The 25,170-nt window shown below is 65.4% G+C and carries 22 protein-coding genes; 12 read left to right on the top strand and 10 right to left on the bottom strand.

From position 1 onward, the window contains the following. Positions 1–56 precede the first annotated feature (56 nt). Positions 57–251 carry a ferredoxin gene (locus tag ACOOF5_RS12925; RefSeq protein WP_323672500.1) on the top strand — a complete coding sequence of 65 codons (195 nt, stop codon included), beginning with the start codon at positions 57–59 and terminating at the stop codon, positions 249–251. A gap of 245 nt (positions 252–496) precedes the next feature. Here the strand turns inward: ACOOF5_RS12925 and ACOOF5_RS12930 are convergent, their stop codons facing one another. Continuing rightward, the gene (locus ACOOF5_RS12930) at positions 497–2,935 is read right to left on the bottom strand and encodes a xanthine dehydrogenase family protein molybdopterin-binding subunit (protein WP_420439768.1); all 2,439 of its coding nucleotides are present in this window, start codon (positions 2,933–2,935) and stop codon (positions 497–499) included. A gap of 259 nt (positions 2,936–3,194) precedes the next feature. Here ACOOF5_RS12930 and ACOOF5_RS12935 point away from each other — a divergent pair, with 259 nt between their 5' ends. Next, positions 3,195–4,004: a methyltransferase domain-containing protein gene (locus tag ACOOF5_RS12935; protein ID WP_420439770.1), complete on the top strand. Its 810-nt coding sequence runs from the start codon at positions 3,195–3,197 to the stop codon at positions 4,002–4,004. A gap of 191 nt (positions 4,005–4,195) precedes the next feature. On the opposite strand, the gene ACOOF5_RS12940 is transcribed toward ACOOF5_RS12935, so the two are convergent. Further along, positions 4,196–5,125 (bottom strand): PfkB family carbohydrate kinase, encoded by a 930-nt coding sequence (locus tag ACOOF5_RS12940; protein ID WP_420440991.1) that lies wholly within the window; start codon positions 5,123–5,125, stop codon positions 4,196–4,198. Positions 5,126–5,242: 117 nt separating this feature from the next. On the opposite strand from ACOOF5_RS12940, the gene ACOOF5_RS12945 reads away from it, so the two are divergent. After that, positions 5,243–5,374: a hypothetical protein gene (locus ACOOF5_RS12945; protein WP_420439772.1), complete on the top strand. Its 132-nt coding sequence runs from the start codon at positions 5,243–5,245 to the stop codon at positions 5,372–5,374. A 13-nt stretch (positions 5,375–5,387) separates the two neighbouring features. Further along, a complete protein-coding gene (locus tag ACOOF5_RS12950; protein ID WP_420439774.1) occupies positions 5,388–5,792 on the top strand; it encodes an AMP-binding protein in 405 nt (134 codons plus the stop codon). A 52-nt stretch (positions 5,793–5,844) separates the two neighbouring features. Here the strand turns inward: ACOOF5_RS12950 and ACOOF5_RS12955 are convergent, their stop codons facing one another. Then, positions 5,845–6,444, bottom strand: a complete 600-nt coding sequence (locus tag ACOOF5_RS12955; RefSeq protein ID WP_420439776.1) for an HhH-GPD-type base excision DNA repair protein — start codon at positions 6,442–6,444, stop codon at positions 5,845–5,847. Positions 6,445–6,576: 132 nt separating this feature from the next. On the opposite strand from ACOOF5_RS12955, the gene ACOOF5_RS12960 reads away from it, so the two are divergent. The 4 genes from ACOOF5_RS12960 (at position 6,577) to ACOOF5_RS12975 (ending at position 11,234) form a co-directional block, all read left to right on the top strand. After that, on the top strand, positions 6,577–7,014 hold the full coding sequence (locus ACOOF5_RS12960) for a hypothetical protein (RefSeq protein WP_420439778.1): 438 nt from the start codon (positions 6,577–6,579) through the stop codon (positions 7,012–7,014). 27 nt (positions 7,015–7,041) lie between these two features. Continuing rightward, positions 7,042–10,611: a helicase-related protein gene (locus tag ACOOF5_RS12965; protein ID WP_420439780.1), complete on the top strand. Its 3,570-nt coding sequence runs from the start codon at positions 7,042–7,044 to the stop codon at positions 10,609–10,611. Between the two features lie 69 nt (positions 10,612–10,680). Further along, a complete protein-coding gene (locus ACOOF5_RS12970) occupies positions 10,681–10,929 on the top strand; it encodes a hypothetical protein (protein WP_420439782.1) in 249 nt (82 codons plus the stop codon). After that, positions 10,929–11,234 carry a type II toxin-antitoxin system PemK/MazF family toxin gene (locus ACOOF5_RS12975; protein ID WP_420439784.1) on the top strand — a complete coding sequence of 102 codons (306 nt, stop codon included), beginning with the start codon at positions 10,929–10,931 and terminating at the stop codon, positions 11,232–11,234. Before ACOOF5_RS12970 ends, ACOOF5_RS12975 begins: the two co-directional genes overlap by 1 nt. 132 nt (positions 11,235–11,366) lie before the next feature. On the opposite strand, the gene ACOOF5_RS12980 is transcribed toward ACOOF5_RS12975, so the two are convergent. The 3 genes from ACOOF5_RS12980 to ACOOF5_RS12990 form a co-directional block, all read right to left on the bottom strand. Further along, on the bottom strand, positions 11,367–15,797 hold the full coding sequence (locus ACOOF5_RS12980; protein ID WP_420439786.1) for a hypothetical protein: 4,431 nt from the start codon (positions 15,795–15,797) through the stop codon (positions 11,367–11,369). Beyond that, positions 15,794–16,081 (bottom strand): hypothetical protein, encoded by a 288-nt coding sequence (locus ACOOF5_RS12985; protein ID WP_420439788.1) that lies wholly within the window; start codon positions 16,079–16,081, stop codon positions 15,794–15,796. The genes ACOOF5_RS12980 and ACOOF5_RS12985 overlap by 4 nt, the downstream gene beginning before the upstream one ends. A gap of 102 nt (positions 16,082–16,183) precedes the next feature. Beyond that, positions 16,184–17,134, bottom strand: coding sequence for a macro domain-containing protein (locus ACOOF5_RS12990; protein ID WP_420439790.1), 951 nt, complete (start codon positions 17,132–17,134; stop codon positions 16,184–16,186). Between the two features lie 84 nt (positions 17,135–17,218). Here ACOOF5_RS12990 and ACOOF5_RS12995 point away from each other — a divergent pair, with 84 nt between their 5' ends. Continuing rightward, positions 17,219–17,689 carry an ADP-ribosylglycohydrolase family protein gene (locus ACOOF5_RS12995; protein ID WP_420439792.1) on the top strand — a complete coding sequence of 157 codons (471 nt, stop codon included), beginning with the start codon at positions 17,219–17,221 and terminating at the stop codon, positions 17,687–17,689. A 60-nt stretch (positions 17,690–17,749) separates the two neighbouring features. On the opposite strand, the gene ACOOF5_RS13000 is transcribed toward ACOOF5_RS12995, so the two are convergent. The 3 genes from ACOOF5_RS13000 to ACOOF5_RS13010 all read right to left on the bottom strand — a co-directional run bounded on the left by ACOOF5_RS13000 (position 17,750) and on the right by ACOOF5_RS13010 (position 19,431). After that, positions 17,750–18,328 carry a hypothetical protein gene (locus ACOOF5_RS13000; RefSeq protein WP_420439794.1) on the bottom strand — a complete coding sequence of 193 codons (579 nt, stop codon included), beginning with the start codon at positions 18,326–18,328 and terminating at the stop codon, positions 17,750–17,752. Between the two features lie 537 nt (positions 18,329–18,865). After that, the gene (locus tag ACOOF5_RS13005) at positions 18,866–19,183 is read right to left on the bottom strand and encodes a hypothetical protein (RefSeq protein WP_420439796.1); all 318 of its coding nucleotides are present in this window, start codon (positions 19,181–19,183) and stop codon (positions 18,866–18,868) included. Beyond that, positions 19,180–19,431, bottom strand: coding sequence for a hypothetical protein (locus ACOOF5_RS13010; RefSeq protein ID WP_420439798.1), 252 nt, complete (start codon positions 19,429–19,431; stop codon positions 19,180–19,182). The genes ACOOF5_RS13005 and ACOOF5_RS13010 overlap by 4 nt, the downstream gene beginning before the upstream one ends. Positions 19,432–19,733: 302 nt before the next feature. Here ACOOF5_RS13010 and ACOOF5_RS13015 point away from each other — a divergent pair, with 302 nt between their 5' ends. Beyond that, complete coding sequence (locus ACOOF5_RS13015; protein WP_420439800.1) at positions 19,734–22,586, top strand: DUF1156 domain-containing protein; 2,853 nt, start codon at positions 19,734–19,736, stop codon at positions 22,584–22,586. 121 nt (positions 22,587–22,707) lie between these two features. Here the strand turns inward: ACOOF5_RS13015 and ACOOF5_RS13020 are convergent, their stop codons facing one another. Then, positions 22,708–22,989: a hypothetical protein gene (locus ACOOF5_RS13020; RefSeq protein WP_420439802.1), complete on the bottom strand. Its 282-nt coding sequence runs from the start codon at positions 22,987–22,989 to the stop codon at positions 22,708–22,710. 41 nt (positions 22,990–23,030) lie between these two features. On the opposite strand from ACOOF5_RS13020, the gene ACOOF5_RS13025 reads away from it, so the two are divergent. Both ACOOF5_RS13025 and ACOOF5_RS13030 read left to right on the top strand, forming a co-directional pair. Beyond that, positions 23,031–24,320: a hypothetical protein gene (locus ACOOF5_RS13025; RefSeq protein WP_420439804.1), complete on the top strand. Its 1,290-nt coding sequence runs from the start codon at positions 23,031–23,033 to the stop codon at positions 24,318–24,320. 57 nt (positions 24,321–24,377) lie between these two features. Beyond that, positions 24,378–25,055, top strand: a complete 678-nt coding sequence (locus ACOOF5_RS13030) for a hypothetical protein (RefSeq protein WP_420439806.1) — start codon at positions 24,378–24,380, stop codon at positions 25,053–25,055. The last annotated feature ends 115 nt before the right edge of the window (positions 25,056–25,170 follow it).

Here is a 25,170-nt window from a genome sequence, read left to right on the forward strand (position 1 = left end):
CGGTGCATCCGATCCAGACGACGGATGGCCCCGAGGGGTCGCAGGAGGGAAAGCACGTGCGGATCAGTGTGGATGCCGACAAGTGCCAGGGGCACAACCGCTGCTACTCGTTGGCGCCGGAGCTGTTCGATGTGGACGACTACGGCTACGCCACGGCGGCCGGCGATGGCGAGGTGCCTGCGGGCATGGAAGACAAGGCTCGCCTGGCTGCGGCGAACTGTCCCGAGTACGCGGTGCTGATTGAGGAATAGCGATCGGGACATGTCGCTACCCGCGCGAGGTGCGCCGGCGGCGTAACGCAACGACGCTGCAGCTGCGCCCCAGCCGTTCGCCAGAGACGGCGCGGGTGACGAAGACCTCGACCAGGAGCAGGGACCTCCGTGCTGGTACCGGCTCGGCCGGTGCGCGATGCGACGCCAGCAGCTTGATCGGTGCACACAGTCGTTACATCGAGTGCCCCGCAGCCAGGTACCGGGCTGGCGCCGCTGCGGCATGTTCAGATGCCTTCGGCGGCTGCAAGCCCCTCGGGATCAACCGCCTGGCCGGCTGCCAGAGCGGCGAAGACCTCAGGCGGCTCCCGCCACGGATCGGCTGGGCTGCCTGCTCGCGCCGCAGTGATCGCCTCCCACACCCGTCGCGGGCTCATGGGCATGTCGATGTGCCGGACACCGAGGTGGGCTACCGCATCGATGACAGCATTCTGCAGCGCCGGCGTCGAGCCGATGGTGCTGGCCTCGCCGATGCCCTTGGCACCCAGCGGGTTGAGCGGCGAAGGCGTCTGCGTGCTGTGGACTTCGAATTGGGGGAACTCCGCGGCCGACGGGAACAGGTACGTCATCAGCGTGCCGGTCTGGGGGTTGCCGTCGTCGTCGAAGAGCACCTCTTCGTACAGCGTCTGCGCAGCCCCTTGGGCGATACCGCCGTGCTGCTGGCCAGCGAGCAGCAGCGGGTTGATTACCGTGCCGGCGTCGTCGACAGCTATGTGTCGCAGGTAGTGGATTTCGCCCGTGTCTGTGTCGACCTCCACCACGGCGACGTGCGCGCCGAAGGGAAAGCTGGCCTCGCCCTGGTCGAAGTCGAGCTGCGCGGCAAGCCCTGGGTCGACGGGCTCGCCCCGCTCGACAGCGTTCGTCTCGGCCTCTGTCGGGTCGCCGAGCAAACCCTCGGGTGCATCGTCGATCGCGGCGGCCAGCTGAGCCCAGCCGACGGAACGAGCCGGCACACCAGCCACGCTGAACGTGCCCACTGCCGCGTCGAGCACGATGTCATCCACGCTGGCCTCGAGCAGGTGCGCTGCGAGCCGCTGCGCCCGATCGATGAGCACATCGGTGGCGTTGGCAACCGCCGAGCCGCCCACCTGCACCGAACGGGAGCCTCCCGTGCCGCCGCCGCGGGGCACCAAGTCGGTGTCGGACTGGATGAACCCGATCTGCTCGACGTCGATGCCGGTGCGAGCCGACACGATCTGCGCAAACGTGGTGTGATGCCCCTGGCCGTGGGCGCTGGTGCCGACACGGATGGTGGCCCCGCCGTCTTGCTCGATGCGCACTGCTGCGAATTCGCTGGTCAGACCGCCGGCGGTAATCTCCACGAAGCTGGCGATGCCGATGCCGAGCTGCCGCACGTCGCCGCGCTCACGCCGCGCACGCTGTTCTTCCCGCAGATCGTCATAACCGGCAAGCTCGACCGCGCGCCGCAGCGGCAGGGCGTAGTCGCCGCTGTCGTAGGTCACGCCGGTGAGCGTGTCGAAGGGGAAGGCACCGGGGGAAATGAAATTGCGCAGGCGGATCTCGATGGGATCGATGCCAGTCTCGATGGCTGCCTGGTCGACGAGGCGCTCGAGCAGGGCAGCCGCTTCAGGCCGTCCGGCACCCCGATATGCACCGGTCGGCGTCGTGTTGGTCACCGCAGTAGCGACATCGAAGCGGATCGCGGGAAACGCGTATGTGCCGTTGGACATCCGCTTGGTGCCCGCCGGCAGCATTGTGCCGATGTTGGGGTAGGCGCCGGTGTCTCCCACCAGGCGCACCCGCAGCCCGGTGAAGGTGCCGTCGTCGCGAACGCCGAGTTCCGCGTATTGCACCTGGGCCCGGCTGTGAGCCAGCGTGGTCATGTCCTCGCTGCGCCCCGGCGTCCAAGTGACCGGGCGGCCCAGACGGTCGGCCAGGGCCGCCACCACCGTGTGCTCGTGGTACAGGCCGGCTTTGGCGCCGAAGCCCCCGCCGACATGTGGTGCGATCACGCGCAGCCGCGACGCGTCCCAGCCGAGCGCGCCTGCGAGCTGCATCTTGGTGAGGTGCGGCATCTGCGTCGCGCAATACACCGTCATGCGGCCGTCGTCGCCGGGCATTGCGGCGCACGAGTTCGGCTCGAGCGGCACCGCAGCGATCTTCTGGTTGACATATCGGCCCCGCACGACGTGGGCCGCGCCGGCGAGCGGGTCGATGCCGGGCGGATCGGTGATCTCGGTGGCGACGTTGTTGGGCCGTTCCTCGAAGAGCGCTGCCGCCCCTGGGGCAAGCGCAGCCTCGGCATCGGGAGCTGCGGGCAGCGGTTCGTAGTCGACGGCGACGAGTTCGGCGGCGTCAACTGCTTGGGCCAAGGTCCCGGCCACCACCACGGCGACGGCCTCGCCGACGAAGCGCACCTTGCCGGTCGCCAGCGGCGGGCGAGCGAACTCGTCTGCCACCTTGACGAATCCGTGGTGCGGCGCGACACCAAGCTCGCTAGCAGTCATCACCTCGATCACGCCCGGCGCCTGCTGTGCCTCACTGGTGTCGATATCGTCGAGGCGCGCATGGGCGATTGGGGAGCGGACGAACACTGCGTGGCACATGCCCTCGGCGGTGTGGTCATAGACATATCGGCCGCCGACCGTCAGCAGTTCGGGGTCTTCGGTTCGTCGGACTTCGTTGCCCAGGATCGATCCAGCCATAGCCGGCGAGGCTAGTGACGCGCTGTGACACCGGATCGGTGCGGCGTGCTCATTTCTCCGTCGCTGTGACCGGCGGCCTGGTTGTGCGTTGCCGGCGTGACCGGTGGGCCTGTGCCGAGCTCTGTCGCTGTGACCGGTGGGCCTGTGCCGAGCTCTGTCGCTGTGACCGGTGGCCCTGTGCCGAGCGCTGTCGCTGTGACCGGGGGCCTGGTTGTGCGTTGCCGGCGTGACTGGCGGCCCGGTGTCGTACGCTGCCGCCGTGACCGGCGGCGACGTGTACACCCACGGCCATCAGCCGGCGGTGGTCGCTCAGCACGCGAGGCGTACCGCTGAGGACTGTGCCGCGTTCGCCCGTCACGTGATCGAGCCTGATGCGCGGATCCTCGATGTCGGCTGCGGCCCGGCCTCGATCACCGTCGGGCTCGCCCGCTGGGCCGAGCGCGGCCACGTCACCGGCATCGAAGTCACCGAGGAGATCTTGGAGACCGCGTCTGCCACGGTTGCCGAAGCCGGAGTCGACAACGTGACGCTGGCCAACGAGTCCGTATACGAGCTGCCCTATGACGACGCCACCTTCGACGTGGCCTACGCGCATCAGGTCTGCCAGCACCTGTCGGACCCGGTGGCGGCGATCACCGAGATGGCCCGGGTGGTGCGCCCCGGTGGCTGGGTGGCGGTGCGCGACTCGGACTACTCGACGATGCGGGGCTACCCGTCCAGCACCGAGATCACCCGGTGGCGCGAGGTGTACCGGCAGGTGTGCCGCCACAACGACGCGGAGCCCGACGCCGGCCGCCACCTGTTCTCGTGGTTCCGTGCGGCCGGGCTGCCCGATGTGGCGATGTCGGCATCGGTGTGGCAGTTCTGGACGCCCGAGACACGTCGCAACTGGGGCTACTCATGGGCCGATCGCTGCCTGAACACCAGCTTTGCTCGCCAGGCCGTCGCCTACGGCTACGCGACGGCTGACGAGATGGAACAGATCGCCGCCGGCTGGCGGGCGTGGGCGGATGATCCCGACGGGTACTTTCACTTCATCCACAGCGAGGCGCTGGCGCAGAACGCCTGAGCCCGAGAGCGGCTCGCACCGCTGCTGCTGGCGGCGTCGCTCAGGTCATCGGTCATAGGCCGCGGTCATCGGCCACCGGTCATCGGTCTCCGGTCATCGGCCACCGCTCATGGGTCTCCGGTCATCGGTCTCCGGTCATCGGTCTCCGGTCATCGGCCGCCGGTCACCCGTCATCGGTCACCCGTCACCCGTCATCGGCCGCCGGACGCCGGCCGCTCGACGTTCGTCTCCAATTCGTGGGCGAACGGCGGATCGGCGCCATGTCGCGAGCATGTGATCGCCGCGGCGGCCGCAGCTCGCTCTGCGATCGCACGCCAATCGGCGAGGCTGAGCGAGACGAGCGCTGAACGGTCGGCGCCGAGCCGATCCCACAGCGACGCCAGCACCGAGCCGACGAACGAGTCGCCGGCGCCGACGGTGTCAACGGTGTCGATCGACAAGGCCGACACGTCCAAGTGGCCCTCGGCTGTGTACACGGTGGCGCCCTGGCTGCCGCGGGTGACCATCACCGTCGTGATCCGCCCGGCGAGCAACTCTGCAGCGCAATCGTCGGCCTCGCGGCCGGGCCAGATCCACGACAGGTCCTCATCGGATGCTCGGTAGAGGTCGCAGGCGCTCAGCCAGCGCTGGTGGAAGTGGTCCCACCGATCCCGGTCATCGATGATCGCCGGCCGAACATTGGGGTCGAGCGACACGAGGCCGTCGTGACGCCCGGCCAGACGGGCCAGCACGTCGGCGGTTCGCCCGCGGAACATGCCCAGGGTGCCGCCGTGCAGGATGTGCGGCCCGCGGCCGAGCGCAGCCAAGTCGGCGCTCCGCAGAGCAGTGTCGGCGGTGTTGTCGCCCTCGAGGCGGAATGACGGCCGGGGCGCGAGGCTGATGATCGACCTGGCCGTGGGTTCGGTGCCTCGCTCGCAGGCGCGCAAATCGACACCGCTGTGTTCCATGTGGCGCCAGATGAGCTCGCCTTCCGCATCGACCGACACCCGGCCGACGAAGGCAGCCGGAGCACCGAGCCGAGCGGCCGCGATTGCCGCGTTCATCGACCCTCCGCCCGGTACCCAACGGGCCGCATCCCCGTCGAGCACATCGACTAACGCTTCGCCGCAGCAGACGATCATCGGGCTGTCCTCACTGTGCTGTCGCTCTTGCGCCACCGGCGCGTCAACTCTTCCACTGTGGCAGTCTCGCCTGCGCCGGCAGGGAAACGGACTGCTCCAACCGCGAGACTGTCCGCCATGTCTGAGGTGATGTCTGAGGCGATACCCGATAACTATCCCGACCTCGTCGACCGGGCGGCGCGGCTGTTCAGCGACGCCGGAGGCTGCGGCCGAGGCAGCACGAAGGTGTGCGGCTGCGTCGGGCGATGATCTCGGCCTGGTCATGTTCACCTCCAGTCTGCGTTCCTCGCTGACCGGTGCCGCGGCCATCCCGGTGGAGACTGTCGTGGCCATGCGTGAACGCCTCGGCTTCGAGGTTGTGCTCACGGGCTACGGCATGACCGAAACGCACGGGCTGGCAGCGATCTGCGCGGCCGACGACCCGCCCGAGCTGGTGGCGACCACCAGCGGCCGAGCGCTCGACGGCGTCGAGCTGCGTATCGTCGACGACGAGGGACGGGACCTGCCCATCGGGCAGCCCGGCGAGATTCTGGTGCGCGGGTACAACGTCATGGCTGGGTACCTCGACAACCCCGAAGCCACCGTCGAAGCGCTGCCGCTGAACCCGTCGAACAAGGTGCTCAAGGCCGAGCTGCGGGACCTGGCCGCCGAGCTGCTCGGCACCTAACCCAAGCGCTGTGCTGCGGCGATGAGCCGGGCCAGCTCGGTTCGGCCGGGCCTCAGTCCTGCTTGGTCTTGCCGGCGGCCTTCTGGTTCTTCTTCCACATGCGGACCTCGGCGAGGGCTTCAGGTCCGTCGATGTCGGCCACCGAGCGGGGGTGTCGGTCGGCGAACGGGCCGGCCACGGCCTTCCACCCGCGAGGCGCAACCCCGAACCGCTTGGCCAGGATGGCGACGAAGATCTTGGCCTTTTCGTCGCCGTAGCCGGGAAGGGCGCGCAGCCGATCGAACAGGGCCTTGCCGCTGCGCACGTCGGCCCAGACGGCACCTGCGTCGGCGTCGTAGTGCTCGACGACGTGGCGGGCCAGCTCGCCGCATCGCCGGGCCATAGAACCCGGGAACCGGTGGATTGCCGGTTTTTCCTTGAAGGCAGCTTCGAGCTCGTCGGGTTCCATGGCGGCGATGGCTGTCACCGAGTATCGATCGCCAAGGCGTTCAGCCAATCGGGCAGGGCCCTTGAACGCCCATTCCATGGGGATTTGCTGGTCGAGCATCATCGCCAGCAGCAACGAGAACGGGTCGTCCAGCACCAGCTCATCGGCCGCCGGATCGCCTGTGACTGCGAGCGTTCCCCGTTCCGAACCAGCGCCGTTTGCCATAGCATCGCACGCTACCGCGGCAGCGTCTGCCGCTCTTGTCGCGCACATCGCCATCGACACCGCCTCCGGGCCCGAACAGCGAACTCCGAATGATGCATCTGCGGTGCGCTCGACTTCGCGTAACGTCGAGGCATGGATTGGTCGAGCGTGCCGCCGGTGCTGACGGTATTCGCCGCCACCGCTATTGCGTTCGCTGGCGGTGTGTGGGCGCTGATCAAGTGGGGCTTCGGGGGCATCACCGACCGCTTCGACGACCAGAACGACCGCATGGATGCGATCGTCGATCTCCTCAACGTCCGGTTCGATGCGTTGGATCAGCGCTTCGACGACCAGAAGGACTGCATGGATGCCCGCTTCGACGCCTTGGATGCCCGTTTCGATGCCATCGACCATCGGTTCAACAACCAGAATGGCCGCAAGGATGCTCGCTTCGATGCCGTTGACCATCGGTTCGAAGGTCTCGACAAGCGCGTCGACGGCATAGACCGTCGCATCGACGAAATGCGCGTCGACCTTCGGGCGATTGTCAACAGGGTCGACGCGCTTGCGACATCCAGCACGTCCGCCTAGCCACCGACAGTCCCAAACAGCCCCGAGATGGAATTCAGTGACGTCGCCGCTGGGATGCGGCTGTCGGGTGTCGTTGCGGGCATTGACGTCACTGTCGTGGCGGCCCAGGTGCACGGGCCTGCGTCCGCCACGCTGACCTACCGCACGGCGGACGGCCTTCTCGGGGAACGACTCATCACAGCGGCCGATCTTGCCGACATCCACGAGGCCGCGGAGAGCCACTGGTCGTTTGACGCGGACGGCGCCATGTTCAAGCTGGCCTCAGAAGCCCGCCGCATGCAGATGGCCCACCTCGCCGACCCGTTCGCAGCGGTGGATACCTCGAATATCGAGCCGTACCCGCACCAGATCGATGCCGTCTACAACCGCTTGCTCACTCTCAAGCCGCTGCGGTTCCTGCTGGCCGACGATCCTGGTGCGGGCAAGACGATCATGTCGGGGCTGCTCATCCGCGAGCTGATGCTTCGCGGTGACGTGACCCGGTGTCTCATCGTGGCGCCTGGCAGCTTGGTCGAACAGTGGCAGGACGAATTGTGGGACAAGTTCGGCCTGACCTTCGATCTGATGTCACGCGAGAGCATCGAAGCATCCCGCACCGGCAACCCATTCGTCGAGCGCAACCTGCTGATCGCCCGCGTCGACCAAGTGGCTCGTTCCGACGGGTTGAAGGATCGATTGAAGGCATCCGAATGGGACCTCGTCATCGTCGATGAGGCCCACAAGATGTCTGCGCACCGCTACGGCGACGAGCTGCGCCGCACCAAACGCTTCGAGGTCGGCGAGGTGCTCCGCGAGTGCACACGTCACTTCTTGCTGCTGACCGCGACACCCCACAACGGCAAGAACGAGGACTTCCTCGCGTTCATGACGCTGATCGATCCCGAGCGCTTCGAGGGACGCCTGCGAGCCATGAGCGACGGTGGGGGACCGGCCGAGGTGCCCGACGTCAGCGATGTGATGCGCCGGTTGGTGAAAGAGAACCTGCGGACCTTCGAGGGCAAGCCGCTGTTTCCGAAGCGGTACGCCCAAAGCCTGAAGTTCGAGCTGTCAGAACCCGAGACCAATCTCTACGAATCGGTCACGTCCTACGTCCGTGAAGAGATGAACCGAGCAGCGCGTATGACGGCCGAAGGCGACGCTCAGCGCGGTGTGATCGTCGGCTTTGCGCTCGCAGGCCTGCAACGCCGGCTCGCGTCCTCGCCCGCAGCCATCTACCACTCGCTGCGGCGTCGGCGCGACCGGCTCGCCAGCCAAGCAGCGGAGCTTCGACAGCTCGCTGCCACGGGGGCGCCAATTCCGGTGCCCGAGCTTCCCAAGGGAGTCCGCATTGCCGATCTTGAGGACTTTGACTTCGATGACTTCGACGAAGCCGAGCTTGCCGAGTTGGAGAATCTGACCGTCGACGCCGCAACGGCGGCCGCCACTGCCGACGAACTCGAAGCCGAAGTGCGGACATTGGACCGGTTGGTGGACCTGGCCGATGGCGTGCGGAACAGCGGCGTGGATGCAAAGTGGACTCGCTTGCGGGATCTGCTTCGTGCCGAGCAGTTCGGTGCTGGATTGTCCGGAACGGCAGACGACGGCACGGTCGACGCCCGCAAGCTGATCGTCTTTTCCGAGCATCGAGACACGCTCGACTATGTGTCGGGCCGCATCGCCGCCGAACTCGGCAGACCGGAGGCGGTCGTCACGATCCACGGCGGCATGAGGCGCCAGGACCGCCGCGCCACTCAGGATCGCTTCCGCGTCGACCCGACGGTGTCGGTGCTTGTCGCCACCGATGCGGCTGGTGAGGGCGTCAACCTGCAGGTCGCCAACATGATGGTCAACTACGACCTGCCGTGGAACCCGAACCGCATCGAGCAGCGCTTCGGGCGCATCCACCGGATCGGCCAGCGTCTGCCATGTCACTTGTGGAATCTGGTGGCCCACGAGACGCGTGAGGGCCAGGTTTTTGAGCGGCTGTTCGCCAAGATCGAGCAGCAGCGCGAGGTGTACGGCGATCAGGTGTACGACGTGCTGGGCGACGCTCAGATCAACGTGTCGCTCCGGGAATTGCTGATGAAAGCGATTCAGGCCGACACCGATCCAGCCCACGCAGAGTGGATGAACACCATCATCGACGGCGAGATCGGTGAGCAGCTCCGTGAGGTGTTGGAGGAGCGTGCGCTTATCGCCGGCATGGCCGATGCCGGGGCGAACGACGAGGTACGCCGTCGCATGGAAGAGGCCCGCGCCCGCAAGCTGCAGCCGTGGTTCGTGCACGACTTCTTCACCCAGGCGTTGCAGCTGTACGGAGGGCGCATCTCTGGCCGCGAGCGTGGCCGGTACGAGATCACGCGGGTGCCAGCCTCGGTCAGGGCGAGTGCTGATCCATCGCTGGGCCCCGTCCACGACCGCTATGTCCGGGTGACCTTCGACAAGGACTGCATGGCGCCCGACGCCGAGTCCGCCCGTAAGGCGGGTGGCGCCGGTGACCGTGCCGAGCTGATCTCGCCAGGGAGCGCGCTGCTGTCGGCAGTGGCTTGCAAGGCGCTCGCCGGTCACGGTGACGCGTTGCACCGCGGCACGGTCCTGGTGGACACCGGCGATCCTTCGACCGAGCCGCGGCTGCTCGTGTACCTGGACCATGTGGTCACCGATGGTCGGATGGTGAACGGTGCCCGTCAGGTGGTGTCACGCCGGTTTCAATACGTGGAAGTCGACCGGGAAGGCGCAGCCCGCGACCCCGGCGCGGAGCCCTACCTGGGCTACGAGTCGCTATCCGCTGAACAGAAGGCACAGCTTGTCGGCGACTTGGACACCGCCTGGGCGTGTCGAGCGGCCGAATCGGTGGCGCGTGATTGGGCCATCGAGCACCTCGCCGGGCCACATTTCGAGTCGGTGGCGGCTGTGGTGCAAGACCGGGTCGACCGCGTGAGCGAAGCGGTGCGGGTTCGGCTGGAGTCCGAGATTCGCTACTGGGACAGACGCACCAACGAAATCAAGGCTCAGGAGATCGCAGGCGGGAAGCCAAGGCTGAATTCGGGGCGAGCACGGGCACGTGCCGACGAGCTGGCATCGCGACTGCTGCGCCGACGTGCAGAGCTCGACTCAGAAGCCGACCTGCACAGCAGCCCGCCCACCGTCGTCGCCGCGGCCGTGGTGGTGCCCCAAGGACTGCTGGACCAGCTTGCAGGGGCGCCTCCAGACCCGGCTGCCGTGGCTGACAAAGCCGAGACCGATCGGCGAGCGGTGGCTGCCGTCATGGCTGCAGAGCGGGCACTGGGCCGCCTCCCGACCGAGCAGGAGCACGCGAACCCAGGTTTCGACGTGATGTCCGTCGATCCAGACACCGGCGACCACTACTTCATCGAGGTGAAAGGCCACCTGCCCCGCACCGACGAGATTCACGTCAGCGCCCGCCAAGTGCGCCACGCCCAGAACGACCCGGACCGCTGGCGACTCGCAGTGGTCTCAGTGCCCGACGACCCGAATGTCGAGCCCCAAGTCCGCTACCTGGTCAGGCCCTTCGCCGACACGGCCATGCCTTCGGCTATGACGAAAGTGGCGCTTAAAGTAGCGGCGCTCCTCGCAGACGCCGGCCCACCCTGCTAGTCCCTCCAGCCCAGAACTACTGCGATGTCGCCTCGCGGCGGGTGCAATGTATATCGCTATGCTGATTGCATGGCACAGTTCGTGACTCGCATCGACGAGGCTGTTGCCGGCCAGATCGACGAGCTGGTGGCAGCGGGAGCGGTCGAATCTCGCTCAGACGCGGTCAGACGCGGCCTCACGGCCCTCATCGATGTCCATCGGCGCAAGCGCATCGGCGATGCCATTGTGGAGGGTTACCGGCGGCATCCTCAGAGCGAGCAGGAGGTGGGATGGGCAGACGCAGCCACGGCAGCGATGATCGCTGAAGAGCCGTGGTGATGCCCGCCCAGGGCGAAGTGTGGTGGGCCGAGGTCAACGACAAGCGCCGCCCGGTGTTGGTCGTTACTCGTAGCGACGCTGTGCCGGTGCTGACGTGGATAGTGGTCGCCCCGGTGACGCGCACGGTGCGCTCGATTCCGACCGAACTCCGGCTCGGCCCCGACGAGGGGACGGCGTCCGAGTGCGCGGCATCGTTCGACAACCTGCAGCCGATCCGACGTTCGTTCCTCACCGAGCGAATCGGCGCCATCGGATGGCGGCGCATCGAAGTCTGCGACGCGCTCGCAGCACTCGCCGACTGCTAGCCGACGCCAATGGGCCAACCGACACCAGATGCAGAGTGGTTGCGCAGATCGCCGCGATCGCGCTGAGGTCCCGGCTGGCAGCTTTCGCGCCCCGAGGTGGGATCACCGAGATCTCGTGTGGCCGGTCGGCATTCACAGTCCTCGACGACGCACCTCGGCCTCGCGGTCGCAGACACCAGCGTCGTGTTCGTAGCCGCTGGCCAACTTGTCGAAGACGGCTTTGGTGCGGGGCCACTCTCGGAACCGGCGACCCTTCTCCCAGTAACTCGCAGCAAGCTCTCGTTCTTGGGCGCCACCATCGGTGAGCGAGCGTGAGGTGACGCCTCGCTGGTTGTAAACGGCGATGAGCAAGCTGTCGTCGACCTCGTCGCTGTCCAGTCGCTCGAGTAGTCCGCGAACGGCCTCGGCGGGCCAGGTGCCGTCGGGATCCGGCGGGGACGCGGCGAGCGCCGTGCCGATCATGCAGTCACCCACTGAACGTCGGTCAATATCCGTCAGACCCGCGCGTACTCCGTCGATCCATTCGTCGAGCTGGCTCGCGTTTGGGGTGCCGTCGTCGTCGACGCCAGGGGCGAAATGCCCCGCCGGCCACTCGTGCAGCACGTTGTAGGCATTCAATGCGATGCGCTGTCGGTGTTCGTCCTGCGCAAGCTCGTCGCTCGGTTCGGCACTGGCGGGCTTGAACGCCAACTCGACGAGGTGCACGAACATCTCAGGATCGCTAGCAATTCCTCGGTACAGGTTGGGTGCTTTGAAGCTCGGAACGTGTTCGAGCAGCGCGTGGAAGTGCCATTCGAGCATGGCAAGACGATCGATGCCGGTGCAATCGCGGTGTGCGTCGAGGACGCGGAGGAGCTCGATGAGGTCTGGCCGAGCTAGTGCTGACACATCCGAGGCGTCGGCGAGATGATTCAGCCAGTGCTCAAGGCTCTCGGCCACCTCCGAAGCGAATTCACAACTTGACCAATGGCTTCCGAGTTCACGCCAGAGCAACTCCAGTACGGCATCGTGCCGCTCGGCGTCACGCAGGTGACGACAGATGGAACGCAATTCGTCAATCGCGTGCGAGTGACCCAACTCGTACGGGCCGACTTGTTCCCAGTACGCGGAGGCAACGTCGGATCGGTGCTCGTCGGCGCTCTTCCATGCCTCGAAGTCCGCAGGCGCAGAGCGAAGGACGGCCGCTCCTTCACGAGGAGCCAAGCGATGCTCGCTGAGCAGTTGCTCGATGCCGTCCCAGCCCAACGCAGCAAAGCGACGATTGAAATAGCCCATGGCGAATCGCGTGTTGGTGTCGTCTCCAGATTGCAGCGCTCCCACAACCTCTCGGTCGCGAGGCGGCTTGTTTCGTGCGAGGGCGCCGCCAACCTGATCGGGCCGGTCTGCGTCGGCGGCAAGTTCAAGCACCGCTTCGAACCCGCGGTCGTGCAGGATCTCGTCGATGGCCTCGGATTGCTTCTGTTCAAGTGCCTCGCGACGGGCTTGCCATCCCGCAGCGATGTCGACGCCTTCGATGGTTGGGGTGCCCGACGAGAAGAGGTGCCCGTAGGAGACACCGGTGTCGGATGGTCGCAGGAGGCCGAGGACTCCGTCGAGCGGTTCGAGTTCGGCTACGGGAAGTGCCCATTCGGTATCGCTGAACTGCCGGTGGTGCGTCACGAAGTTCCGAAGCACGGGCCACACCAAGTCCTTCAATGACTCGTCGGGCCAGCTCTCGGCAACCCCGCGGAGACGATGAACCAGGTCTTGACGGGTCTCGCTCCGAAAGTCTCCCATGCGGACGATCAGGTCAACCCAGCGCTGAGGGTCCCGGCCGACGTCATCAAGGAGCATCGCTGCGACGGTCGAGACCGTCTCGGCGTATTCGCGGCGACTGACTGTGGGCTGAATGGGCCTCCAGTTTCGGTAACGAGGTGGACTTCCCGATGTCTGGACACTGTGGCGGCTCGGCAGCATCGACAGCATCAGAGGCCACGCGACTCCTGGAACGGACTGTCGCAGCATTCGAACCGCCGACAATCGGACTTCGACGGTCGCCGAGGTGTGCGGCATCCACGGGCACATGACCGAGGTGAGGCTCTGCAGCGAACCGTTGAGGTCTCGTCCACCTCGCGAGGTCCCGAGTTGCCCGTCAGGGTGGCGTCCGGCAAGTCGGGCCAGCACATCAGTCGCCGGGTGGAGGTGGTCGGGCGACCATGCGACGAGCTGCAGTGTCTCCATTATGCGAAGACACGGCCGCGAGGGCCCAATGTCGATCAAGTCTCGGTTTCTGTCAGCGAGAATCACCTCCGTGAAGGCATGCTGATCAACGAGACATTTGCGGAGAGCTTGCAGCACTGCGTCGGGATCAGCTTCAGCGAGCAGCGGCAACGTGTCGGAGATCGCTGTCCAAGTACGTGGCGTCGCATCGTCCATGGCTGATTGGAGCAAGCGTTGGACGACACCGTCCGCCAACCCTTGGGCTGACGCGGCAGCACCTTGGCCCGCAGGCGGGTCGCTCCCCGCCAGCGCGAGCGTCGTTGCGACTCCGCGTCGAAGATGAGGCGAATACTTTGCTTCTACGCCTTCGATCTGCGCACGGAAGAACTCGTCGCCGGACAAGCCCCTGAGCGGATCAATGGCAGTGAGCACGTCATGCGCGACGTCAGCAAACGCCTGAACATCGGCATCGTCGATCCGATCTCGCAGTAGCACCCAGGTGTCCGCTGGCGACACGGAATGCCACAGTTCACCGACTGATGCCATCGGTGCATCTCCGGGGTTCATCTTTCTCAGATCTTCGGTCACGTCACCGCATGAGCGTCCGACGAACCGCTCCACCATTTCGCGGTCGCCTTGGCGAGCGTTGTTCCAGCTGCCGAGGAGCAGAGTTCGTCGTACGTCCCTGTCTATGTGCCCTTTGGCCCACGCCGGCGTGTGCAAAGCCGGATGCTCGGCCAGGCGCCGCTGCAGTGTCATCAAGCTGGTGCGAGCGATGCTGCCGAGTTCGTGGGCCTCGTGTAGCTCGAATCCCGCCAATTCGAGCCGTTTCGCGACCGCCTCCGAATCGACAGCTTCCAGCGTGACGTCTGCCTGTGGGCTGCCAGGTGTCGGCACGATCATGCGATGTGGGCCCCCGGCGGGCAGGTGCCTTGCAAACTCCGCCGACGGCACCACCATGGTCAGCACGCCAGCACTCGACGGCAGGCCTGGCTGAGTGGTCAGGGCATCCTGCGCGAACAACGCCGCAGCCGCTTCGCGGTTGTCCACGTAGAGCACATGGTCCGCATCCCCGTCCTCGGCGTCACCCCCGAGCGCCGCAGCGACGAACGCGATGATCTCGTCACGGTGTACCTGGCCGCCAACGGTGATGGCGCCCCGACTCGCCTTGCAGCGATCAAGCAGGTCCTGGGCATCTTGCTCTCGCCCTGCCAGCACCACGCTCTCGTCCAGTGGCGTGTCGGTCGCTGCCAGCCACTTCTTCCACCACTTGGCCAGCAGTGTGATTCCGGCAGTCGGCCGGCCGATCTGTTCACGCATCCAGACTGTCGTGGCGACAGCGCACTCGAGCCAACTTTCCAGATCGTCAACGCCCAGAGCCCTGACCCGGTCGAAGTCGCCGTTTCCCGAGCGTTCGCTCTCAAAGGACCGCTTCTTGGCCCAAGGGGCGCACGCGGCCGACACATAAGCAAGCTCGGCACGTTGATCGGGCGACGAACTCTGCGCTCGCTTCGTGTAGTCGTCGGCAGCCTTGCGGTCGGTGTCGCCCTGCTGTGTCGTGAGCTCCCATATCGACTTCCCCGCGGGCACGTAGCGATTCCCGCGGGTGCATCTCACCACCCCGTCGAAGCCAGGCAATGCCACCCCTGTTCCCGCAGGCATGTCGATCCATTCGGCTGACGGCTCGGTCTCGGCGATGAGGCTGCGCACCAGCCGCGGGAACTCCTTGTCCGCGTTTCCGGACTTAGCCCACTGGATCAGGTCGTCCCGACTCACCCGCAACGGGTCCGGCACGGTGGGTACGAGGTGGACGGGAGGCTTCATCGCTCGCGCCAATTCGCGGGCGAGCCCGTAGTCCTCTGCGGAGCAAAGCACGAGCAATTCGGTGCTGCGAAGCGACTCCGCTATTCGTCCGAGATCACGGACGCGATTGGCCGGCCGGGGGAGTCGAGCGGCGAACTCTGTGAGGCTCTCACCTGACGCGATCGCTTCCCGCAATTTGCAAAGGTCGTCGGCAGCGCGGGCGAATGCTTTTCTCAGTTCGGCAACGGCCACCCTCTCCAGTTCGCTGCTGAGCTCACCGTCGCTGCGAAGACTCACCTCGTCGGCAATCTGATCAAGCCAGCGTCGCCGCGCAACGTCGTCCTTCAGTTCTCCCAACGCGCTCAACCGCTTGCCCGCGGCCATAAGCACTCGGTCACGCAGTTCGTTGTCATCCGATGTGGAAGCTGCACGCAGCCCCAAGATCCATGCGTTCTCGAAGTCATAGAAGCGCGTCGCCCGTGCGATGCGCTCCAGTGCCGCCTCCACCGCGCCATGCGGTGTGTTACCTGGCTGGCCGGCGCTGGTTTCAATGGCGCTCATGGTGTCTCCCAATCGTACGAGGTGACCCCACTCGGTCGAACGTCGATTCCGGCTGCTTCGAACGTCTCCTTCGCGAGAGCGAGCGCGTCTGCACCTGGCCGGTAGTGGCCGCTCATGTCGTTGAGTTCTGAGACCACCATCGCGGAGCCGTCGAAGTCCATCCGGAACTCGCCCGCGGCGAGCACTGGACCGCCAGGTGCCAGAACTGCGTGCGAGATGTGCTCGCCTCGCTGTTGCCGGCGTGCCGCGACAAGCCCGCCGCCGGGCAGTAAGACGAAGATCATCCGAACGCCGTTCGCAGCGAGACTGTCGAAGGCATCACTCGGGATCTCGACATCATCGGGCGATGCTGGGCGTGCGCTGAGGTCCTTGTGCGGAGCGTGGCACTATTCGGTTTGGCTGAGAACTCGCTCATAAGCCTCCAGCGTGAGCGAGTCGAAGCAGACGAAGCGGATTTCGCGGACCTTCGTCGGTGTCGAGCGCACGGTGTAGACAGCGATCTCTGCAGCGGCAGTCCTCGGGTATCCGTGGGCACCCGTCGCGATTGCGGCATAGGCGACTCCCTCGGCGCCCACCTCGTCGGCGCGGGCGAGTGACTCCCGGTAGCACGACTCGAGCAGCACCGGCTCGCCGTGCGATCCGCCTCGCCATGGGGGACCCACAGTGTGAATGACCCATGGCGAGGCCAGCCGAAAGCCTGGCGAAATCTCGGCGCGACCCAATTCGCATCCGCCGACTGTTCGGCAATACGCCCGCAGCTCGGGACCCGCTGCTTCATGGACGGCGGCATCGACACCACCCCCGCCGAGCAGGTTTGCGCTGGTCGGATTGACGATGGCGTCGACGCGCTCGACCGTGATGTCCCCGAGCACCGCTTCGAGCTGGGGCTTGCTCTGGATCAGGACCGGCAGCAACGGCGACATGGGCTCACCGGAAACCTGTGTGACGAGATCGCGGAGCCGCTCGCGCTCGACCAGGTCGGAATCACGGCTGTAGACGTCAGGGGCGCACTCGACTCGAGCCGAGGTGATCATGAACCCGGTCTCCTGCGCTGCAAACGTGACCTCGTAGATGCCCAGGCCCGTCCAGCTGCGGTGCAGGTGGAGGCAGTCGCCCTCCATGAAGGCGAACCACCTGTCACTCATGTCCACCGGGACATAGCCCATGGCGACCGCCTGCATCTCGGCGCCCGACAGCAGCATCTGCGGGGGCGGTATCGGCGCCGGTTGCCGGATGGGCGCCACATCGTTCCAATCACGCCTGGTGGCTGCATCTTCCGGCGGACCGCCGGGCCCCCAGAGGGCTCTGCTGAACAGACTCAACTCGTCCTGTGTCATGCCACGAAGGTAGGTAGGGGGTGTCACAGACTGTCTGGCCGACAAGCGGACTTGCCGGTCTCTGCCTTGCCTAGGCTCCCGCAGGTGCCGGCCACATCGCTCGCCGACTTCATCGCCGGAGGCCTCCTCGGCGTGGCGGCCGGCGATGCGCTCGGCGCTACAGTCGAATTCAGGTCACCGGCCGAAATCCAGCGGCGGCACGGTGTTCATCGGGACATCGTGGGTGGCGGGGCATTCGGCTGGCGCCCAGGCCAGGGAACCGACGACACCGATCTCACGTGGGCAGTTGTCGCGGGCTACCTCAAGACAGGCGGCTCGGACAGCCTCGAGGCGATCGCTCAGGAGTTTCTGGAGTGGTTCGAAACCGATCCACCTGATGTGGGCATCACCACCCGCCAAGCGCTTCTAAACTTGCGCCACGACCGCGACCTTCACCGGGCTACTCCACGCGGAAGCGCGAAGCGCCGCTTTAGCGCACTCACACCACCGACGGCGGGCAAATTTCTCGGAACTTCAGGCCCGCCGCGGTTCAAGTTGCGCGAACGACTCGTGTGATTGCCAAGTGTTACGGGAGGTTCCCGGGTACCGAACACCCGACTTGACTCAGGGTGGGTCCTAAGAGCTAGTTATATGGTGCTGAGCAGCGACTTCTAATGTGACCGCGCAAACCAGTGCCTGATGGACGAAGTCAAGCTCAATTTCGTTGCTACGGTCTTCTGGGTACCGTCTGGCTGTCATGCCTGAGCGGTCGAATTCATGCATGTAGCCTGCAAAACTGAAGGGAATAGGGCCGGTTGTTGTTGGTTTGTTGGCGACCAACGTGAATGGTCTTACCGTTTGAACCTTCCCACCGAACTTCGCCAGATTTTCGCAGAAGTTTTCCTCCAAACCTGACTGCACAATTTCTGGCAGCGAACTATGCAGAGTAGCCAGCATGTGAGTCTTGACGAAGTTCCCGCTGTGAATGTGGCAAAGTACTTTGAGGTATAACTCCATCGCGTAACCTGCGTTGACGCAGATGGCATTGAAGATCCCGTAACCATCAGGGTTACTTGGGTCGGCATCCAGATTGCGAAGCTGCGTTGCCGCCACGCGGAAGGCGCAGGCTCTCTGGTGCATCTCGTGGATGTGCTCAAGAGGCAGGCTGGTCTTGCCTAGCCTCTTCGCGGGTTCACGTTTTCGAGATTTGCCCATAAGCGCATATTAGAGAGGTTGTCGGGCTGTTCCCCAAAGCGCTCGTGAGTGTGAGCGCTCGCCAGTAATCGTGTTCTGCGCTTATTGAAATGCGCGGCGGGGATCGGGCGGCTTGTGGCCCGACGTTGACCACCCGCTCTGGGGAGCGGGTCTCCGCACAGCCGCTATCGTTCGGATCGTCCGACCGGACACCGGAGGCCGTCGTTACTGCGAACGCTGACTCGTCCACGGCGGCACCAGACCGGGAGCCGTCCGGGCCCTCAAGCGACGCACCTCAGACCGCACTTGAGCACACCTCAACGCGCACCGCTTGACATCGGGTCTCAATCAGGGACGGGAGCGTCCGGGAGACTCACTGTTCGAAGCCTTCGCCGTCATCCCTACGTTTCACCGCTGGCTCAACAACGCCAGCGTCCGCATGGGCTAGGAATTCGCCGAGCGAATCGCGGTCTTGACGTAGATGCGGACGCCTCGCCGCAAGGCGGCTGCTTGGACAGCATGGACCGGCTGCGACGGGCGCGCCGTGGTGCTTGCGGGCTATACGCGCGATGGCACGCTCAGGGTGCCGTAGCTTTCCTCGGCTTCGTCGGCGGAGGTGCCGAGCAATTCCGCGATGCGCTCCCATGAGGTGCCTTCGTCTCGCGCCCAGCAGACGGCTTCGGCGATCTGATTGCGGCTGACCTCGGTCGGCTTCTCGATGGTGCGTTCGGCTTGTACCACGAGCTTGAGGAACGTCTCATGCCGGGGACCGGGCAGGCGGCCCAGCCAGTCGAACGAGTGGAAGTACTCGCAGATCTCGTCTGCGTATTCTCCATTCTCGTCCTGCGCCCAGGCGGCAAAGTCGGGCTTCGTCATCGCGGCCTCAGGTACTTCGGTCGAGCGATCATTGCGTGAAGAATGAAATTGGTTTCGGTGTCGGGGTCGTAACGGAAACCTACCTCAAGTACGTGGCCGTCACGCCGCGGGCCAGTGATCATGATGAAGCCGTCGTCTTGAAGTTCCAGTGCCGTGGGGTTGCGGTATGCGTGCAAGATGTCCTCGTCGTCGACGCCGTGGCGACGTGCCGCCTGAGTAATCCGCGCTCTGGGGTCGACGGCTTCCACGGTCGGCGCACCGTAGGGCTGCGACCTTCAGGCTCCAAGAGAATTATCAGGCCTTGCGAATGCCCGCCAGGACGACGGGCTGCATCGAGGACGCGGGCGCAGGACAGCGGGCAGCTCAGCCTCTCGAGAGCGGACACCGCAGCGATGGCGCTCCGGGGAGGGTTTCGGGCTCCAGGCGATGTCGATGCCCATCGGAACCGGCGACTCCGCTGCCCGTCGCTGGCGGCTGCGCCGTCTGCTGGCCCGTGCAGAGCCCCGTGTTCATCGGGCAGCGCGCGTGCGCGCAAGTAGGGTCGGCAGCCGTGGCGGCCGGGGGGTACAGACCGAAGCTGATTGAGGTGGCGCTGCCGCTGGCGGTGATCAATGCGGAGGCTGCGCGGGAGAAGTCGATTCGCCATGGACACCCGTCGACGTTGCACCTGTGGTGGGCGCGGCGGCCGCTGGCTGCGGCTCGGGCGGTGATCTGGGCTTCGCTGGTGGACGATCCGTCGGCTGAGGGATACCGGGACCCCGACGGCAACTTGCTGGCGACCGCAGATGCGCAGGAGGCCGAGCGGCAGCGTCTGTTTCGGATCTTGGAACGGCTGGTCAAGTGGGAGAACTCCAACGACGCCGATGTGCTGGCGGAGGCCCGAGCCGAGATCGACCGGGCATTCCCAGAGGGACCTCCGCCGATCTTGGATCCATTCGCTGGTGGCGGGGCCATTCCGCTGGAAGCCCAACGGCTCGGGCTGACGGCGTTAGCGGGGGACCTGAACCCGGTCGCAGTGCTCATCAACAAGGCGATGATCGAAATCCCGCCTCGATTCGCCGGCCTGCCGCCGGTGCATCCTGATCTTCGGGAACTGAAGGCCCCGGCCACCGCAGCCAGCGCAAAGGCGAAGGACAATGGCGACGGCCTGGGTATCGACGACGGTCGTCGCTGGGAGCGGGCGCAGGGGCTGGCGGCCGATGTGCAAGCGTATGGCCGCTGGATGCTTGACGAGGCCGAGCGGCGCATCGGCCACCTCTACCCCGATGCCACCGGACCAAGCGGCGAGAAGCTGACGCCGATCGCGTGGATCTGGGCGCGGACAGTGGAGTCGCCAGATCCGAGTTGGTCAGGTCATGTGCCACTGGTCGCGTCATGGACGCTCTCCAAGAAGAAGGGCAAGCCGACGATCTGGATTGAGCCGATCATCGACCGCGATGCGCAGGCGATTCGTTACGAGATCCGGGAGGGCGGGAAGCCGAGCCAAGAGCGGACCACAGGGCGTTCAGGAGCGGTATGCGTCGCAACCGGCGCCGCGATGCCGTATTCCTATATTCGGCCGGAGTTCCGAGTGGGTCGAGCCAGTAGCGAATTGATGGCCATTGCCTGTGATGGCAACGGACGCAGCTACGTGAGGCCGAGCCAACAAGACGTCGAGGCTGCCAGCGTCGAGACACCCGAGGTCCAGCACCTCGCAGGCGACATCTTCGATTGGCCTGGCCGTATGAACGTAGTGAGGTACGGCATGGAACATTGGTCTCAGCTGTTCACACCGCGGCAACTGACGGCGTTGATGACGTTTTCGGACCTGCTGACTGAGGTTGCCGTCCAGGCGCGGGACAGCGCTCTGGCAGCAGGCATCGCGGACGACGGGACGCGGCTCAGCAATGGAGGGCGTGGGGCAGTCGCCTACGCCGACGCCGTCGTGACCTACTTGGCGTTCGTGATCGACAAGTGCGCTGACTACTGGTCGACGATCTGCACTTGGCACAACAGCGGCGAGAAGATGCGCAATACGTTTGGGCGACAAGCGATTCCAATGACTTGGGATTTTGCAGAGGCCAATCCGTTCTCGTCATCAACTGGGAATTGGATGGCGATGGTCGAGTGGGTCACGAAGGCCCTCGCGCATGTGCCTGCTGCACCGGGCGGTGAAGCAAGCCAACGCGATGCGAGGGCGCGTATGCGAGAGTCGCCCGGAACGGCTATGTCCACCGACCCGCCGTACTACGACAACATCTCATATGCCGATCTGTCCGACTTTTTCTATGTCTGGCTACGCAAGAACCTCGCGGACGTCTGGCCGGACGAGTGCGCCACTCTTCGGACGCCGAAGTCCGAGGAGCTAATAGCGAATCGGTATCGAGCAGGCTCGAAGCAAATGGCGGAACAGCACTTCGAGTTGGGCATGGCCGAATTCATGCAGGAAGCAGCCAAATCGGGATCAACTCAGTCGCCGGTGACGATTTACTACGCCTACAAAGCAACAGAATCCAAGGACGGCGAGATTCGCACTACTGGCTGGGACACATTTCTTCAAGCCGTGCTCGACTCGGGTTTGCAAGTGACAGCCACATGGCCGATGCGTACGGAACTGGGTAATCGTCTGCTGGCCTCCGGTGCTAACACACTGGCCTCGTCCATCGTCCTCGCGTGCCGGCTGCGACCGGAATCTGCAGTAATGGCTACACGTAGTGAATTCATGGCGGCTCTTCGGACAGAGCTTCCCGAGGCAGTGCGCATCATGCAATCGGGCAATATCGCACCTGTAGATGTGGCGCAGTCAACGATCGGTCCAGGGATCAAAGTGTTCTCGCGGTACGCCAAGGTCGTGGAGGCCGACGGGGCGGCGATGCGTGTGTCAGCGGCGCTGTCGATCATCAACGACGTGCTGGGCGAGGTGCTCGACGGCGAGGAAGCCGAATTGGACCGCGACACGCGATTCGCGCTTACCTGGTTCGCTGAACACCAGTACGAGCTCGGGTCGTCGGGCGATGCGGAGAGCGTGGCGAAGGCCAAGAACACGTCGCTTCAAGGGCTTGTCGAGTCGGGCATCGGCGAGACGCACGGTGGCAAGTTCCGGCTCTACCGGCGCAATGAACTCGCCCAGCCGTGGTCACCCGCCGAGGACGACCGCTTCACCATCTGGGAGGCCCTGCAGTACCTCGTTGCTGCCTTGGAGCGCTCCGAGTCTGAAGCGGCGGACCTGCTCCACACTCTCGGCGGCAACGCCGACCGGGCACGCCAGCTCGCCTACCTGCTGTACCAGAGGGCCAACGACAACGGCTGGGCCACCGAAGCCAACGCCTACAACAGCCTCATCACCGCCTGGCCCAGCCTCCGCGAAGGTGCCCGCACAGCGGCGGCCCGAGCCGCCGCGCCAGTCGAAGCCCAGATGCTCTGAGCCGCGCCGCTGATCACGTCCCCCGAACGCCCACGGCAGCGCCGGCCACAGCGTCAGCCCGGCACCGGCGCCGTGCGGTGCCATTCCGAGGTTGAATCGGACGGGCCGATGACTCGTGGCGCTAGCCGTACTGCGCTGCGGCGGCTTCTGTGGTCGTGTCGAGCAGCTTGGCGATGCGTTCCCAAGTGGAACCCGCTGCGCGGGAGTCGGCTATCAGCGCTCTGATTCGGTCGTGGTCGAGTTTCCCGGTGACCTCAGCTCGCTGCAGCGCGCACCTCAACCAGTAGTCGGCTGCCGGGTAAACGGGCGCGTCGCTGGGATCGGCGGATTCGAAATAGTCGGCAATCTCATCGCTATGGGCGATCATCTCGTCGATAGACATGCTGTAGGGATCTGTCTCCATGGGGTCACCTGAGGAACCTCGAGCGGGCCTATTGTGCGCCGATGGCCCGACCCGAGTCCCGTCGCGGCGGACGGGTGACTCCCAAAGGCACCCGCACCGACGCCGGCCCGAGACGTCCGAGCACCAACGACCGCCATCGACCTCCGCTCGATGATCTCGGTAGGCGGGAACTCGAGATGCTGGTCGCCGACGTCGAGTACTGCATCGATTCGCACGACGACGCCGACCTGCTCCAGACGGAGATTGCGGTGTCATGCACGATCGGCCTGCACACCACATCGAACTGGAACCCGAACGGTGTGCGCGCCCAGGTGGCCTTGGCGCACGCTGAGGCTCTTGGCACACCTGCTGGCTTGGTGATCGCTGCGGGCATGGCCGTCTACGGCCCAGCGGCTGCTCGCAAGCGCGCCGGACAAGTGTTGGAGCGCATGCGAGCTGACGGCGTCGCCGAGGCCGAATGGGTGCTGGCGCTCGGTGTCGTCGAACCGATCAGCGCCATCCGAATCCGAGACGAGTGGGACGAGCACTGGTCACTCGTCGTGAACTTTGTCCGACCCGACGGATCGACCCATGATCTGCATGTCGGCATGCATGCGTTTGGCTGGGGAATGGCGCACGACCTGGCCGTGACAACCACGGCCGAGATGACCGCTCGATTCGAAGACGCCGGCCTCATTGCCGAAGCGATCAGCCTGGAAACGGCTCGTGAGCTGCTCACCAGCAGTCTCGGGCACCTGGATGAAGCGATCACGGATTGGTGGGACAACGACCATGATCTGGATGCCGATGTCGACCTGCGGATGCTGGTGGGCCAGCGGATCGACACGCTCCCCAGTCTCGATCGAAGGCGGGGCGGTGATGCCGACGATGCCGACGCCACGGAGCACCTCGCTGACGTCGTCAGGGGATTCGTAGCGCTGCCAGTTCCCTTGGGCGAACGCAACGAGCACTTGGCGAACCTTGTTGTGGCGGCCACGATGTTCTCGCAGGCCTGCCGTGACCCTGATGTGCTGCGCTGGACGCCACCGAGAATCGAGGCCTTCATTGAGCATTTTCTGCCCCTGTGGCAACAGGACGACGATCATGACGGTGTCGATCCGTTCGACGAATTCGGTGAGCCTGGCGACGCCTTCGAATTCGACGAAGAGCGGCTGGCGACGGTCGAATCGGCTGTGCCGCGATGGCTCCGATATGCCGCCGAGCACCGCGGCGACGACGCCGAAGTGCTTGAGGCGAACCTCGCTGCCGCACGTTCCTCGCTGCGGGGCCTGCGCGTGAAGGTCACCGGCTCGTCAGTTCCGCGCACGGCACCGAAGATGCGGTGGACATGAGCGATGCCACCCGAAAAAGGCGCTTGCATCGTCACTCGCGGTGCGTAATGTGGATGCATGGACTGGGCCAGCGTCCCGCCGCTGCTGACGATGTTCTTGGCCGTCGTAGTTGCGGTCGCGGGCGGCTCTTGGGCAATCATCAAGTTCGGATTGCAGCGTGTCATGGAGTTGATGAACGCCCGCTTCGACAAGGGTGACGAGCTCCGTGAGGCTCAGAGTGCCCGATTCGACGCACGGTTCGACGCGGCGGATGCACGTTCCGACGCGCGGTTCGACGCTGTGGACGCACGGTTCGACGCGGCGGATGCACGGTTCGACGCGGCGGATGCACGTTCCGACGCGCGGTTCGACGCTGTGGATACACGGTTCGACCCTGTGGACGCACGGTTCGACGCTGTGGACGCGCGGTTCGACGCGGCGGATGCACGTTCCGACGCGCGGTTCGACGCTGTGGATGCACGGTTCGACGCGGCGGATGCACGTGCCGACACACGGTTTGACGCCATGGATGCACGCTTTGACATCGTTGATTCCCGTTTCGACGCGGTGGACTCGCGATTCGACGCCGTTGACTCGCGTTTCGAGGCAGTCGACATCAAGATCGACTCTGTCGACAAGCGCGTTGATGCCGTGGATCGCCGCATCGACGAGCTGCGTGTCGACTTCCGGGCTGTGGTGAACCGGATTGACGCGTTCCAGGCGGCCATCGTGCCCACAGCAATCGGTCCGGCCTGACGCCCAACGGCGGAGAGAGTTCGAGGCATCGGCCGAGGCGTACCGGCCCGGCGCGCCTTGGCGGCGCGGGATGTGACAGCCCGGTGGAATGATGTGGCGGCTGCCTGTGCTGCTG

The organism is Candidatus Poriferisodalis sp. (assembly GCF_965214215.1).
GTDB lineage: Bacteria > Actinomycetota > Acidimicrobiia > Acidimicrobiales > Poriferisodalaceae > Poriferisodalis.